Below are 13,987 nucleotides of genomic sequence, written 5' to 3'. Positions count from 1 at the left end.
TGTTCGGAAAAGAAAAGTCCTCACGCAATTGTGTGGTTGCCACCTGAAGTTCTGATTGTTTTGTTGGGTTTGTTCCGTTTCTGGCGGCTGGCATGCTGCAGGTGGAGAGCTGAATGTTGAGAGTTTTCACGATTCTGTTTCTTGTCTTTAAGGCGGGGCTGCTCAGTGCCGACGTACTGCAAACTTCTTCTGGCCCTGTGCGAGTGACGCCGATGGTCGAAGGATTGGATGCCCCGTGGGCAATTGGTATTTTGCCGAACCAGGGGGTTTTGATCACCGAACGTGATGGCAAACTGCTTTATGTTGCGGATGGGAAAGCCAATTCCGTCAAGGGTGTGCCCGACGTTTTGGCCAAAGGGCAGGGCGGTTTGTTGGACGTGACGGTCGCCCGTGATTTTAACCAAACACGCGAGATATTCCTTACCTTTTCCAAACCACAGCGCGGCGGCGCCGGAACGGCCCTTGCGGTGGCCCGATTGTCTGAACGCGGTGATCGGCTGACCAACCTGCGTGTGATCTTCGAGGCTGTCCCGGGTGGCTCTTCAGGGCGTCACTACGGTTCCCGCGTGGTGGAAGCTAAGGACGGAACTTTATTCGTCACAATCGGCGACAGGGGGGAACGCCCCAAGGCGCAAGACAGGTCCAATCATAATGGCACGGTGATCCGCGTGAACCGTGACGGATCGGTTCCCGGTGACAATCCCTTTGTTCAGGCAAGCGGTGTGCAGCCTGAGATCTGGTCCTATGGCCATCGCAATCCGCAAGGGGCCGGTTTGGACGCAAGGGGCCGCCTTTGGATATCGGAACACGGGGCAAAAGGTGGGGATGAGGTCAATCTGGTTCAGCCGGGATTAAACTACGGTTGGCCAGTCATCTCCTATGGCGTGCATTATTCCGGCGACAAAATAGGAGAAGGTACAGCGAAGCCAGGCATGGAGCAGCCCGAGCACTACTGGGACCCGTCAATGGCTCCATCCGGGTTGATGGTTTATTCCGGCAAGCTTTGGTCGGACTGGAAAGGGGATATCTTCGTTGGTTCGCTCAAGTTCGACTATATCGCGCGGCTGGCGGGATCGCCGCTGCGCGAGGTCGAGCAGATCAAAGGCCCCGAGACTGAACGCGTGCGCGATATCGTCGAGGCCCCGGACGGATCGATCTGGTTCATTTCGGTCGGGCAGGGCGCGGTTTACAGGATGACCCCTTAGGTCTAAGGGGCTTTCAAAGCTTCAGTTCTAAGGTGTTTAGATGTTTCGAATTCTTCTTTCACTTTTTCTGAGCGTATGTGCGGCTCCGGTGATTGCAGACGACTTGTTCGCTTCTTACGAAGACTATGCATCCTTTGTTGACGCTAAGATGAAAACCGAGAGTTTTCGAACGCTATTAAAGGGCTAAGCAGCAAGACCCAAATCGTACCCCAAGAGGTAGAGAAAGTTCACAATCAGCTCCGTGAAGTGATTCCGTATTATTTGACAAATGCTGATGTCGTTAAGCGCGTAGAACTTGAAAACGGATATTGGCAAGAAATGCGCGCTTACTGGAATGGCAAAGGCAGCATTATTTACGTTTACGCTTTTTACGAGAGAGACGACGGCTTGGCGGTTCTTCATATCGCATTGAACACCAATTCCGAAGTCATATTCGGCATGTTCTAGAGATCTAAACTGACAATCGATCACCCTGCGCTCCACGCTCGCGATAAGGCGTGGTATTGTAATGCGCCCGGTAGCATTTCGAGAAATGGCTGGGCGAGGCAAACCCGCAGGCCAGCGCCACATTGATCACACTCATATCGGTTTGCATCAACAAGTTGCGCGCTTTGTGTAGGCGCAGCTCCATATAATACCGTTTGGGCGAACGGCTGAGGTAGCGGCGGAACAGACGTTCCAACTGCCGCGTCGACATGCCGACATCCTTGGCCAGAATCGAGGGTGAGATCGGTTCCTCGATGTTCTTTTCCATCATCAGGATGACCTGGCTCAGTTTCGGGTGGCGCACGCCGATCCGAGTTGGTGTCGATAGACGCTGGGTGTCTTGGTCGGTGCGGATCGAGGAATAGATCATCTGATCCGCAACGGCATTCGCCAAATCCTCGCCGAAGTCATCAGCAATGATTTTAAGCAGCAGGTCGATGGAAGATGTGCCGCCTGCCGTCGTCATCCGGTTGCCGTCGACGATAAAGACGGACTTGGTCAGTTCAACCTCGTCGAATTCTTCGACAAAGCTGTCGGAGTTTTCCCAGTGAATGGTTGCGCGTTTGCCATCCAACAGTCCGGCCTTGGCCAAAGTATAGGCCGCTGTGCATAGGCCACCGATGCGCAAGCCGCGCCTTGCCTCGCGGCGCACCCAGTTCAACACCTTCTTAGTGGTCGCCGCCTGAACGTCGACCCCACCGCAGATCATGACAACATCGTCGCGCTGCAGCTCAACCAGGTCTGAATCCAGCGCAAAGGTAGTTCCGGCCGAACAGCTGACTGTTTCGCCACCTTCACCCATCAATGTCCACGTATACAGCGTTTTGTCCGCCATACGGTTGGCTATGCGCAGGCTGTCTAGTGCCGAAGCAAACGACAGCAGAGAAAATTTGTCCAAAAGGACAAATACGAAATTGCGGGAGTTGGCCGCAGTGTCTTCCACCGTGACAACTTGGCGTTGCTCTTGCATGGCGAGGTGTCCTTGATTCGGCGCCCGGCGACTTTTTGTCCGACGTCAGATTTGGCAGCCACCTTGATCAAAGCTTGTTTGCTGCGTCAAGAGGGCCAAATCGTATATGGTCAGTCTTCAATGCATTTTGTATAGAAGCAACCTGAATACTTCAGCGGAGATCAAAGCTATGACTGAATGGCAAAAAACGAACTGGCGCAACAAGCCCCGGGTTCAAATGCCAGACTATACCGACGCGGCTGCGCTGGCCAAAGTCGAGGCGCAGCTTTCACAGTATCCCCCGCTGGTCTTTGCGGGCGAAGCGCGGCGTCTGAAGCAACATCTTGGCGCCGCCGGTCGCGGAGAGGCCTTCCTGTTGCAGGGCGGGGATTGTGCGGAAAGCTTTGAACAATTCAGCGCGGATGCGATCCGTGATACGTTCAAGGTGATGCTGCAGATGGCAATGGTTCTGACCTATGGCGCCAAGGTACCGGTGGTCAAAGTGGGCCGCATGGCCGGCCAATTCGCCAAACCGCGCAGCGCCCCGACCGAGGTGGTGGATGGCGTTGAGCTGCCCAGCTACCGTGGTGACATCATCAACGAGCTGGCCTTTACACCCGAAGCGCGGATTCCGAATCCGGGCAAGATGCTGCAGGCCTACACTCAGGCGGCTGCGACCCTGAACCTTTTGCGCGCTTTCTCGACCGGTGGTTTCGCCGATATGAGCATGGTGCATTCCTGGACTTTGGGCTTCACCGATGTACAGGACGTGCAGAAATACTCGGAAATCGCCGACCGTATTCAGGACACTATCGACTTCATGGGCGCGGCGGGGATCACGGCGGACACCACGCATGAGTTCTCGACCGTTGAGTTCTACACCAGCCATGAAAGCCTGCTGCTGGAATACGAAGAGGCGCTGACCCGTCTTGATTCCACCTCTGGCAACTGGCTGGCCGGTTCGGGCCATATGATCTGGATCGGTGACCGCACCCGTCAGCCGGACGGGGCGCATGTAGAATTCTGCCGCGGCGTCCTGAACCCGATTGGTCTGAAATGTGGTCCCTCGACCACGGCAGAAGACCTCAAGGTTCTGATGTCCAAGTTGAACCCGGAAAACGAGGAAGGTCGCTTGACCCTGATCGCGCGCTTTGGTGCGGGCAAGGCGGGTGAGCATCTGCCGCGTCTGGTCAAGGCCGTCAAGGAAGAGGGCGCCAAGGTCACATGGGTCTGCGACCCGATGCACGGCAACACGATCAAATCGGCGACGGGCTACAAAACCCGTCCGTTTGATTCAGTCCTGCGCGAGGTGCGCGACTTCTTTGGTGTGCATCAGGCCGAAGGCACCATCCCTGGGGGCGTGCATTTTGAAATGACCGGTTTGGACGTGACCGAATGCACCGGTGGGGTGCGTGCCGTGACCGAGGAGGACCTCTCGGATCGTTACCACACTGCGTGCGACCCGCGACTGAACGCGACGCAATCGCTGGAACTGGCCTTTTTGGTTGCCGAAGAACTGACCAACCTGCGCCGCGATCGCAACAAACGTGAAGCCAGCTAAGGCTTGCTGTCTTTAAGGTTAAAAGGCGGGCTGCATTGGCCCGCCTTTTTTGTCAGTCGTCCCGTGACGCAACCAGCCGTAGATGTGATCCGGGTTTCTTGAATTCTGCTTGCTCTTCCGCAAACCCGGCCGAGATTTGCCGCGCCGGTTGTTGCGGTGCCTGAACGTCTGATACAGCCCGCACTCTGGTGTCGGGGATTGAGAAACGGCGAGGCGTCGAGCCGATTGCACCGTCAGACATCATGACACCCAACACGCGGCTGACATCGCCAAGATCGCTTTTCAGGGGCAACAGGATCATACGTGCCTGCAACTGGCTGCGGCCCAGTTTGCCGGCGGCGACCAATCCAAGCTCGGCAATTGCCGGCTGGGCAAAGACCTGCTCCAATACGTCCGATATCTGGCCACGAGCGCTGGGTTCGAAAAACGCGGTTAACGGCATGCCGCGCACTTCCATGCCTGCCAGCTGTGTTAGGTGGCTTCCAGCCAGACGAAACCGGGCCAGACCGGGCGCGATACGTTCCAGAATGAACGTGTATTCCAGAACGTTCTCAAGCCCGCGCGGATCGATCTGCGCACGTTTGGGGACACTGTCACCGGTTAACAGCGCGGTCCAGTACGCCTCGACCTGTCGGATGGGCGAGAGGCTGCGCCCGCTATCAAAACGATCCATTGCGACGATCTTTCCAGAGTTCGATCCGAACCTGTTACCGAAAAACGTTTTCATTTACATCACCCTAGCGTCAATCGACCGTCATCTATCTAAAATTCCAGATATTGGGACCCTTCAGGTCCGATCATCCCTGACCAAAGCCAAATTGACACGAGTTGAGTCAATTTTGGAGGAATTCTTTAATGAATGGTTAACTTCTGGGCGAAGGCCGAAAACCAGCAAACTCTTGCCCTGCGCCCGCCGATGGCATTAGGTGCGACAACCGAGCAGACAAGGACAGCCAACATGATCAGATCCATGACCGGATTCGCCGCAGGCAAAGGGGCGTATGGACCCCATAGCTGGACGTGGGATCTGCGCAGCGTGAACGGCAAGGGTCTGGACATACGGTTGCGCATGCCCGAGTGGCTGACCGGGCTTGAAACTGCCTTGCGCGGCCAGCTGTCCAAATCACTGAGCCGGGGAAATGTCACCTTGTCCTTACGGTTAAGCCGCGAAGAAACTGCCCCTGATCTGGTTCTGAATGAAGACGCCATGGGCGCGGCACTTGCTGCGCTGGCCCGTACGCAGGAAATGGCGGCAGAAAGCGGCGTCGCGCTGGCACCTTCGACCGCGGCGGACCTGATAGGGCTGAGAGGAATGTTGGAGGCTGGCAGTGAAGTGGACGACCCCGCGCCTCTGGTCAAGGAATTGACGAACGAATTTGCCGACCTGTTGGCAGCTTTCGTCGACATGCGCCAGACAGAAGGCAAGGCTCTGGCAGACATTCTGGACGGGCAGCTTGCTCAGGTCGCTGACTTAGCGGCGCAAGCGGCCGAGCTTGCAGAACAACGCAAGGACAAGACCGCCGAGGCACTGCGCGAAAATCTGGCCCGTGTGCTGGACAATGCGCAAGGGGCTGACCCGGACCGGGTCGCGCAGGAATTGGCGCTGATCGCGGTCAAATCCGATATCACCGAAGAAATTGACCGCCTGAAAACGCATGTGAACGCCGCACGCGATCTGCTGTCGCAGGATGGAGCCGTGGGGCGCAAGCTGGATTTCTTGATGCAGGAGTTTAATCGCGAGGCCAACACGCTGTGTTCAAAGGCGCAAAGCGCCGAGCTGACCTCGGTTGGGCTTGAGCTGAAGGCGGTAATAGATCAGATGCGCGAACAGGTGCAAAATGTTGAATGACGATGGGAACAACTGACATGGCAGATCGCCGCGGCCTACTTATCATCCTGTCTTCGCCTTCCGGGGCGGGGAAATCCACTTTGGCCCGCAGGCTTATGGCCTGGGATGAAGGTCTGGAGTTCTCGGTTTCGGCCACGACCCGCGCACCTCGTCCGGGCGAAGAACACGGACGGGAATATTACTTTCTGTCAGAGGATGAATTCAGACAGCAGGTTGCCAAGGGTCAGATGCTGGAACATGCGCACGTGTTTGGGAATTTCTATGGCTCTCCGGCAGGCCCGGTGCAGGACTCGATAAATGCGGGCCGCGATGTTCTTTTTGACGTGGATTGGCAGGGTGAGGTTCAGATCCGCAATTCGGATCTGGGTAAGCACGCATTGTCGATTTTCATCCTGCCACCCTCGATCCCCGAATTGCGCCGCCGCCTGGAAACCCGCGGGCAGGACAGCGAGGACGTGATCGCCAAGCGGATGCTCAAAAGCTGGGATGAAATCAGCCACTGGGGCTATTACGACTATGTGCTGGTCAACGATGACCTGGACACAACCGAGGAAAAGCTGAAAACCATCGTCAGCGCGGAGCGTATGCGCCGTATCCAACAGCCAAGACTGCAAGACCACGTACGCACCTTACAGAACGAATTTGAAGGTTTGTCATGACCATCTATGCCTTGGGCGAACACGCACCACAAATCCACGACGATACTTGGGTTGCACCCGATGCCAACTTGATTGGCAAAGTAGTGCTGGGAGAAGGGTCCTCGGTTTGGTTCGGCTGCACCATCCGCGCTGATCATGAAGAGATTCGCGTGGGCGAAGGCAGCAATGTGCAGGAAGATTGCATCATGCATATCGACGCCGGTTATCCTCTGACCATCGGTAAGAATTGTACTATCGGCCACAAGGTGATGCTGCATGGGTGTACGATCGGGGAAAACACGCTGATCGGCATGGGAGCCATCGTGTTGAACGGGGCAAAGATTGGTAAGAATTGTCTGATCGGGGCAGGGGCCTTGATCACTGAAGGCAAGGAAATCCCCGACAACTCGCTGGTCATGGGAACGCCGGGCAAGGTCGTGCGGGAACTGGACGAAGCCGCGGCGCAGAAAATCACGCTCAGCGCGTTACATTATCAACAGAATATGCGCCGGTTCCGTGACGAGATGAAGCCTGTGTCCTAACTTGCCGGGAAGGGTCTGAAGAATGTCAGACGACCTGCTTGCCGAATTTGTCTCGGCCATTCCGATGCCGGCTTTGATGGTCGACCAGACCGAACGGATCATTGCCGCCAATGACGATGCCAAAACCCTGCTGACGCAGAATATCGTCGGTCGGCATTTCGCGACGATTTTGCGGCAACCTGGCGTGATTGACGCAATTGAACAGTGCCTGCATGCCAATGGTCCGGCAAAGGCGCGCCACCTGTCCAATGACGGAGCGCAGGACACCACGTTCGAGGTCGAATGCCGTTATCTGAACGGTGTAGGGGCGGTGTCCGGCGGTGCCATGCTGGCGACTTTCCAAGATGTCTCGCATGTCGAGCAGGCCAGCCAGATGCGGCGGGATTTCGTGGCGAATGTCAGTCATGAGTTGCGCACACCGCTGACAGCGTTGATGGGCTTCATCGAAACGTTGCGTGGTCCGGCGCGTGATGACGCCGCCGCGCGCGCGCGGTTTCTTGAGATCATGGCCGACGAAGCCAATCGTATGAACCGATTGGTGGGGGATCTGCTGTCACTGAACCGTGTCGAAAGCGAAGAACGTGTGCGGCCCAAAGATCAGCTTGAATTGACGGGGCTGTTGCAATCAACGCTGAACTCACTGCGCCCGCTGGCCGAGAGTGCCAACGTCGAGGTGAGCTTGAACGCGCCAGAAGGGCCTGTCTCGCTGATCGGGGATGGCGACCAGCTGCGTCAGGTCTTCACCAACCTTATCGAGAACGCCATCAAATACGGTGGCAGTGGGGACAGCGTCGACATTCGGGTGGAATCATCCGAACGCGATTCCGTCATGCGTGGTCCGGCTGTCAGGGTTTTGGTCAGTGACAAGGGGCCCGGCATTGACGCGATACACCTGCCCCGCCTGACCGAGCGATTCTACCGCGCCGACAGCCACAGATCGCGACAACTGGGCGGAACCGGGCTGGGCCTTGCGATTGTAAAACACATAATCAACCGCCATCGCGGGCGTTTGCGGATGCAAAGCGAAGTTGGAAAGGGTTCAACCTTTACCGTAATATTGCCGCGATAACAAAAGCTTGCCAGACGTGGTCTGCCTGTCATGTAAAAAGCGCATTGCAGCTTTGCGTTCCAACGTCCTGTTTTCATGCGATCTGTCATAAAGCTGTTACATACCTGTCACAAAAGGCTTACGCGCGACTTTTAGACGTTGGCGCAAGATCATCATGGGGATGATCACAAACTGATATGATCAAGGAGACTGGAATGTCCTTTGTAAAACTGTCGGCTTCGGCGCTTGCTATCGCTGCCGTATCGGCCACCGCTGCTGCTGCGCGTGACCAGGTTCAGGTTGCGGGTTCTTCGACCGTGCTGCCCTATGCTTCGATCGTTGCAGAAGCCTTCGGTGAAAACTTTGACTTCCCGACACCAGTAGTCGAGTCGGGTGGTTCGTCTGCGGGCCTCAAGCGGTTCTGCGAAGGTGTTGGCGAAAACACCATCGACGTGGCAAACGCATCGCGCGCGATCCGTGAAAAAGAGATCAAAGCCTGTGCCGAAAACGGTGTGACCGACATCATCGAAGTGCAGATCGGTTATGATGGCATCGTGTTCGCCTCGGACATTAACGGCAACACGTTCGAGTTCACGCCGGAAGATTGGTACAAAGCCCTGTCCGCGCAGATCGTTGTGGACGGCGAGCTGGTCGACAACCCGAACAAAACCTGGGCCGACGTGAACCCGGATTTCCCGGCGCAACCCATCGCAGCCTTCATCCCGGGCACCAAGCACGGCACCCGTGAAGTGTTCGAAGATAAGGTGATCCTGGCCGGTTGTGAGCATCTGGGCGACTTTGACGTCTACAAAGCGGCCAACGGCGACGACAAAAAGGCGGCTGAGAAAGCCTGTATCGCTCTGCGCACCGACGGCGTTTCGGTCGACATCGACGGCGACTATACCGAGACCCTGGCGCGCATCGATAGCAATAAGGACGGCATCGGCGTCTTTGGTCTGGCGTTCTACGAAAACAACACTGACAAGCTGCAGGTTGCGACCATGTCAGATGTTGTTCCGTCGACCGAATCCATCGCATCGGGCGAATACCCGGTGTCGCGCCCGCTGTTCTTCTACGTGAAGAAAGCGCATATCGGCGTGGTTCCCGGCCTGAAAGAATATGCTGAGTTCTTTGTCGCGGATGAGATTGCAGGCCCCGATGGCCCGCTGGCCGAGTACGGCCTGGTCTCTGACCCAGAGCTGGGCAAGGTTCAGGAAACTGTTGCAAACGAAGCCGTTCTGGGCGGTGGTTCCTAATCCATATCGAAAACCGAACCGGGGCGTTTTCTTCACGCCCCGGTTCTTTTTGGCTCCACTCACTGCCATCCTCACGGAGTTCTCATGGCGTTATCATGGCTGTTGCTAATCCTGCTTGCGCTGGCAGTGATCGGATATTTCACGGGCCGTTCCCGAGCCCTGGCTAGCGCGGGGGGTAACGCACGCGAACTGCATTCGTTGCCGTCTTATTACGGCTACAATGTTGCCTTTACGGCGCTTGTACCGGCCTTGGGCGTACTGATCATCTGGCTTTTGGTGCAGCCAATGATCATCGACAACGCAATATCCGGTTTGATCCCTGACAACGCGATCGACGAAGGGTCGGATCGCGGCCTTGTTATGAGCGAGGTGCGCCGCGTGGCTGAAGGCCTGAACGGTGCTGTTGCCGCTGGCACGATGACCGAGGCACAAGCGCAGAACGCGAATGCGGATATTGACACACTGACCGCGGCCCTGAAGGACGCGGGCCAGGTTCTGACGCAAGATATCACCCAGCCAATCTTGATGGCCGCTCAGAAATACCGCAGCATGACCAGCAGCGGGTCTGTGGCGATGCAGGTCGTAGTGCTGGCGCTGGCCTTGTTGGGTGCGGCCTTTGCTTATGTTCGCACGAATAAGGAATTCCGCGCCCGTAACGTGGTCGAGCAAGGCGTTCTGGCCTTGCTGCTACTGGCCGCGTCGATTGCTATTCTGACCACCGTAGGCATCGTCTTGTCGATGTTCTTCGAGACGCTGAACTTCTTCCAACTACACTCGTGGAAAGACTTTTTCTTCGGCAGCACCTGGGCCCCGAATTTCCGCGGTGGGAGTGAGCTGTCGATCCTGCCGCTTTTGTGGGGTACGCTCTATATCTCGGTGATTGCCCTGTTGGTGGCGGTGCCGATTGGCCTGTTTGCGGCTGTGTATCTGTCAGAATACGCCTCGACCGTGACGCGGTCGGTCGCGAAACCTTTGCTGGAAATCCTCGCGGGTATTCCAACCATCGTTTATGGCCTGTTTGCCTTGCTGACTGTGGGGCCTGCGCTGGTGTCCCTGTTCGGAAATGGCGGCGCGTTGGGGCTGGGGTGGATGGCAAGTTCCAATGCCGTTCTGACCGCTGGTTTGGTGATGGGTATCATGCTGATCCCGTTTGTCTCATCGCTGTCTGATGACATCATCAACGCGGTGCCGCAGTCGATCCGGGATGGCTCGCTTGGACTGGGCGCGACGAAATCTGAAACCGTGCGTCAGGTGGTTCTGCCCGCCGCGCTGCCGGGGATCGTGGGCGCGATCCTGCTGGCCGCCAGCCGCGCCATTGGTGAGACGATGATCGTGGTGATGGCCGCCGGTGCAATCGCCAAATTCTCGGGCAACCCGTTCGAGGCAATGACCACCATTACAACCCGGATCGTCAGCCAGCTAACCGGCGACACCGACTTTGCCAGCCCCGAGACTCTGGTGGCCTTCGCACTGGGTCTGACACTGTTCATCATTACGCTAGGGCTGAACATCTTTGCCCTCTACATCGTACGCAAATACCGGGAGCAGTACGAATGACCGATATTTCCCAAACACCTGGCGCTGCTTCTGCGGCGAAACCCAAGGGCGGTTCGCTGTTTGAAAAGGACGCGCGCACCAAGCGGCGCAATGCGGCTGAAAGTCGGTTCAAGATGTACGGTGTCGCCGCAATCGGTATCGGGTTGCTGATGCTGGTCGTACTGGTCACGAATATTGTGACCGCTGGGACCGGGGCGTTCCAGCAGACCTATCTTGAACTGAATGTCGAGCTAAAGGCCGACAAGCTTGATAAGAAGGGCAACCGCAATATTGAGGACATCAAGAAGGTTTCGACCTTCGGTTACGCGCCCCTTATTGCATCGGCTCTGGAAGCCGAAGTTCAAGAGCTGGGCATTCAAACCGATCTGAAACCTAAGGCAATGGGTAAAACCCTGTCCAAGGCAGCACAAGCCGAGCTGCGCAATTACGTCATCGCCAACCCAGATGAGATCGGCAAAACGGTCAGTTTCCGCTTTTTGACCAACAGCCGCGTCGATGGCTACATGAAAGGTCGTGTAACGCGTGAGTCCATCGCCAACGACAAGAGCATCACGGTTGAACAACTTGATTTCGTTGATCAGTTGCGGGATGCGGGCGTGCTGTACAAAGCCTTCAACCCTGATTTTATCTTTGGCTCGGACGCATCTGATCAGCGGCCCGAGGCTGCGGGGATCGGTGTATCGATGCTGGGTTCGCTGTTCATGATGTTTGTGGTGCTTGCGCTAGCGCTTCCGATTGGCGTTGCGGCCTCAATCTATCTTGAGGAATTCGCACCGCAGAACCGACTGACTGATATCATTGAGGTAAACATTTCGAACCTCGCTGCCGTGCCGTCCATCGTGTTTGGTATTCTGGGTCTGGCCGTGTTCATCAACTATATGCACCTGCCGACATCCGCTCCGCTGGTCGGTGGTCTGGTGCTGACGCTGATGACCTTGCCGACGATCATCATATCGACCCGCGCGTCGCTGAAGGCGGTTCCGCCGTCGATCCGTGATGCAGCGTTGGGGGTAGGGGCCTCGAAAATGCAGGCGGTGTTCCATCACGTTCTGCCTCTGGCCGCGCCCGGCATCTTGACTGGCACGATCATCGGCCTGGCGCAGGCGCTGGGGGAAACCGCGCCCCTACTGCTGATCGGAATGGTGGGCTTTATCGCCTCGAACCCACCGGATGGCATCGTCGCTGGTTTCCTGTCGCCAAACTCGGCCATGCCGGCGCAGATCTATGAATGGTCCAAGCGCGCCGACCCGGCCTTTTATGAACGCGCATGGGGGGGCATCATCATTCTGTTGATCTTCCTTGTGACAATGAACACCATCGCGGTACTTCTGCGCCGCCGCTTTGAACGCCGCTGGTAAAAGGGGCCCAAGATGAACCAGATGACAAATGTGGAGAGAAACGTGGACTCCAAAAACATCAAGATCGCCGCGAATAACGTTCAGGTCCATTACGGCGATACGCACGCCATCAAAGACGTAAATGTTGAAATCGAGGACAAAACTGTCACGGCATTCATCGGGCCGTCGGGCTGCGGCAAGTCCACTTTTCTGCGGTGCTTGAACCGGATGAACGACACGATCGACATTTGCCGGGTGCAGGGCGATATCCTGCTGGATGGCGAGGATATCTATGACAAGCGCGTCGACCCAGTACAACTGCGTGCAAAAGTGGGCATGGTGTTTCAGAAACCCAACCCGTTCCCAAAGTCGATCTATGACAACGTGGCCTACGGTCCGCGCATTCACGGTCTTGCGAAAAACAAGGCGGAACTGGATGAAATCGTGGAAAAATCCCTGCGCCGCGGTGCGATCTGGGACGAGGTCAAGGACCGCCTGGACGCCCCTGGCACCGGTCTGTCCGGCGGTCAGCAACAACGCCTGTGCATCGCCCGCGCTGTGGCGACGGAGCCCGAGGTTCTGCTAATGGATGAGCCATGCTCAGCCCTGGACCCGATTGCAACAGCACAGGTCGAAGAACTGATCGACGACCTGCGCGCGCGCTATTCGGTGGTGATCGTCACTCACTCGATGCAGCAGGCCGCACGGGTCAGCCAGAAGACCGCATTCTTCCATCTGGGCAATCTGGTGGAATTTGGGGAAACCGGGCAAATCTTTACCAATCCCGTCGATCCTCGCACGGAAAGCTACATCACCGGCCGGATCGGCTGAACACAGGTATTCAGATATGAGCGAACAACATATTGCATCCGCCTTCGACCGCGACCTAGAAGCCATTCAGGCCCATATCATGAAGATGGGCGGTCTGGTCGAAGCCGCCATCATGAACTCGGCCCGGTCCCTTGAAACACGCGACGAGGAACTGGCTCAGCAGGTTCGTCAAGGTGACAAGGCCATCGACGCTCTGGAAGAGTTGATCAACGAAGAAACCGCCCGCCTGATCGCGCTGCGTGCGCCGACCGCCAGCGATCTACGTCTGGTGCTGTCAGTTCTGAAGGTATCTGCCAACCTGGAACGCATCGGCGACTATTCCAAAAACATCGCCAAGCGCACCACAGTTCTGGCCAGTGGGGGTGATATCAACGGCAGCGCGGCTGCCTTGCGTCGTATGGCGCGCGAGGTTGAGCGCATGCTGCGCGACGCACTGGACGCATATATTCAGCGTGATGCCGAACTGGCCGCCGAGGTGATCGACCGCGATGAAGAGGTCGACCAGATGTATAACGGTCTGTTCCGCGAATTGCTGACTTTCATGGCTGAGGACCCGCGCAATATCTCGTCCTGTATGCACCTGCATTTCATCGCCAAGAACATCGAGCGTATGGGTGACCACGTCACCGCGATTGCCGAACAGGTCGTGTATTTCGTCACCGGCGAGCGCCCGACCGAGGCGCGCCCGAAAGCCGATATAACCTCTCAATCCGCCTAGGAGTTCAGAC

At 56.8% G+C, this 13,987-nt stretch carries 13 protein-coding genes; 11 read left to right on the top strand and 2 right to left on the bottom strand.

The window, feature by feature from the left end; translation table 11 throughout:
• Positions 1-113 precede the first annotated feature (113 nt).
• Positions 114-1,205, top strand: a complete 1,092-nt coding sequence (locus tag ACR3EP_RS05250) for a PQQ-dependent sugar dehydrogenase (protein WP_480636662.1) — start codon at positions 114-116, stop codon at positions 1,203-1,205.
• A gap of 451 nt (positions 1,206-1,656) precedes the next feature.
• Here the strand turns inward: ACR3EP_RS05250 and ACR3EP_RS05245 are convergent, their stop codons facing one another.
• Positions 1,657-2,661 (bottom strand): GlxA family transcriptional regulator, encoded by a 1,005-nt coding sequence (locus ACR3EP_RS05245; protein ID WP_170348726.1) that lies wholly within the window; start codon positions 2,659-2,661, stop codon positions 1,657-1,659.
• Between the two features lie 169 nt (positions 2,662-2,830).
• Between ACR3EP_RS05245 and ACR3EP_RS05240 the strand changes: the two genes are divergently transcribed.
• Positions 2,831-4,201, top strand: coding sequence for a class II 3-deoxy-7-phosphoheptulonate synthase (locus tag ACR3EP_RS05240; protein WP_170348725.1), 1,371 nt, complete (start codon positions 2,831-2,833; stop codon positions 4,199-4,201).
• A 52-nt stretch (positions 4,202-4,253) separates the two neighbouring features.
• On the opposite strand, the gene ACR3EP_RS05235 is transcribed toward ACR3EP_RS05240, so the two are convergent.
• Complete coding sequence (locus ACR3EP_RS05235) at positions 4,254-4,928, bottom strand: PAS domain-containing protein (protein ID WP_480636660.1); 675 nt, start codon at positions 4,926-4,928, stop codon at positions 4,254-4,256.
• 231 nt (positions 4,929-5,159) lie between these two features.
• Here ACR3EP_RS05235 and ACR3EP_RS05230 point away from each other — a divergent pair, with 231 nt between their 5' ends.
• The 9 genes from ACR3EP_RS05230 to phoU all read left to right on the top strand — a co-directional run bounded on the left by ACR3EP_RS05230 (position 5,160) and on the right by phoU (position 13,977).
• On the top strand, positions 5,160-6,050 hold the full coding sequence (locus ACR3EP_RS05230) for a YicC/YloC family endoribonuclease (RefSeq protein WP_480636658.1): 891 nt from the start codon (positions 5,160-5,162) through the stop codon (positions 6,048-6,050).
• A gap of 17 nt (positions 6,051-6,067) precedes the next feature.
• A complete protein-coding gene (gmk, locus tag ACR3EP_RS05225; protein ID WP_170348722.1) occupies positions 6,068-6,709 on the top strand; it encodes a guanylate kinase in 642 nt (213 codons plus the stop codon).
• Positions 6,706-7,230: a gamma carbonic anhydrase family protein gene (locus tag ACR3EP_RS05220; protein WP_480636657.1), complete on the top strand. Its 525-nt coding sequence runs from the start codon at positions 6,706-6,708 to the stop codon at positions 7,228-7,230. The genes gmk and ACR3EP_RS05220 overlap by 4 nt, the downstream gene beginning before the upstream one ends.
• A 22-nt stretch (positions 7,231-7,252) precedes the next feature.
• On the top strand, positions 7,253-8,299 hold the full coding sequence (locus ACR3EP_RS05215; protein WP_480636655.1) for a sensor histidine kinase: 1,047 nt from the start codon (positions 7,253-7,255) through the stop codon (positions 8,297-8,299).
• A gap of 194 nt (positions 8,300-8,493) precedes the next feature.
• Positions 8,494-9,534 (top strand): substrate-binding domain-containing protein, encoded by a 1,041-nt coding sequence (locus tag ACR3EP_RS05210; protein WP_170348719.1) that lies wholly within the window; start codon positions 8,494-8,496, stop codon positions 9,532-9,534.
• Positions 9,535-9,618: 84 nt separating this feature from the next.
• Entirely contained in the window at positions 9,619-11,091 is a 1,473-nt protein-coding gene (gene pstC, locus ACR3EP_RS05205) for a phosphate ABC transporter permease subunit PstC (protein WP_480636653.1), read from the top strand.
• Positions 11,088-12,449, top strand: a complete 1,362-nt coding sequence (gene pstA / locus ACR3EP_RS05200) for a phosphate ABC transporter permease PstA (protein WP_480636651.1) — start codon at positions 11,088-11,090, stop codon at positions 12,447-12,449. The genes pstC and pstA overlap by 4 nt, the downstream gene beginning before the upstream one ends.
• A 12-nt stretch (positions 12,450-12,461) precedes the next feature.
• Positions 12,462-13,259 (top strand): phosphate ABC transporter ATP-binding protein PstB, encoded by a 798-nt coding sequence (pstB, locus tag ACR3EP_RS05195; protein ID WP_170532963.1) that lies wholly within the window; start codon positions 12,462-12,464, stop codon positions 13,257-13,259.
• A gap of 16 nt (positions 13,260-13,275) precedes the next feature.
• Positions 13,276-13,977 carry a phosphate signaling complex protein PhoU gene (gene phoU, locus ACR3EP_RS05190; protein ID WP_058281268.1) on the top strand — a complete coding sequence of 234 codons (702 nt, stop codon included), beginning with the start codon at positions 13,276-13,278 and terminating at the stop codon, positions 13,975-13,977.
• The last annotated feature ends 10 nt before the right edge of the window (positions 13,978-13,987 follow it).

The organism is Ruegeria sp. BB10 (assembly GCF_056535725.1).
Note: the sequence above shows the minus strand (reverse complement) of the source record. Positions and strands in the feature narration are given on the sequence as shown.

Coding starts and splice junctions, on each gene's coding strand:
- ACR3EP_RS05250 (WP_480636662.1), top strand. CDS start 114: ATGTTGAGAGTTTTCACGATTCTGTTTCTTGTCTTTAAGGCGGGGCTG.
- ACR3EP_RS05245 (WP_170348726.1), bottom strand. CDS start 2,661: ATGCAAGAGCAACGCCAAGTTGTCACGGTGGAAGACACTGCGGCCAAC.
- ACR3EP_RS05240 (WP_170348725.1), top strand. CDS start 2,831: ATGACTGAATGGCAAAAAACGAACTGGCGCAACAAGCCCCGGGTTCAA.
- ACR3EP_RS05235 (WP_480636660.1), bottom strand. CDS start 4,928: ATGAAAACGTTTTTCGGTAACAGGTTCGGATCGAACTCTGGAAAGATC.
- ACR3EP_RS05230 (WP_480636658.1), top strand. CDS start 5,160: ATGATCAGATCCATGACCGGATTCGCCGCAGGCAAAGGGGCGTATGGA.
- gmk (WP_170348722.1), top strand. CDS start 6,068: ATGGCAGATCGCCGCGGCCTACTTATCATCCTGTCTTCGCCTTCCGGG.
- ACR3EP_RS05220 (WP_480636657.1), top strand. CDS start 6,706: ATGACCATCTATGCCTTGGGCGAACACGCACCACAAATCCACGACGAT.
- ACR3EP_RS05215 (WP_480636655.1), top strand. CDS start 7,253: ATGTCAGACGACCTGCTTGCCGAATTTGTCTCGGCCATTCCGATGCCG.
- ACR3EP_RS05210 (WP_170348719.1), top strand. CDS start 8,494: ATGTCCTTTGTAAAACTGTCGGCTTCGGCGCTTGCTATCGCTGCCGTA.
- pstC (WP_480636653.1), top strand. CDS start 9,619: ATGGCGTTATCATGGCTGTTGCTAATCCTGCTTGCGCTGGCAGTGATC.
- pstA (WP_480636651.1), top strand. CDS start 11,088: ATGACCGATATTTCCCAAACACCTGGCGCTGCTTCTGCGGCGAAACCC.
- pstB (WP_170532963.1), top strand. CDS start 12,462: ATGAACCAGATGACAAATGTGGAGAGAAACGTGGACTCCAAAAACATC.
- phoU (WP_058281268.1), top strand. CDS start 13,276: ATGAGCGAACAACATATTGCATCCGCCTTCGACCGCGACCTAGAAGCC.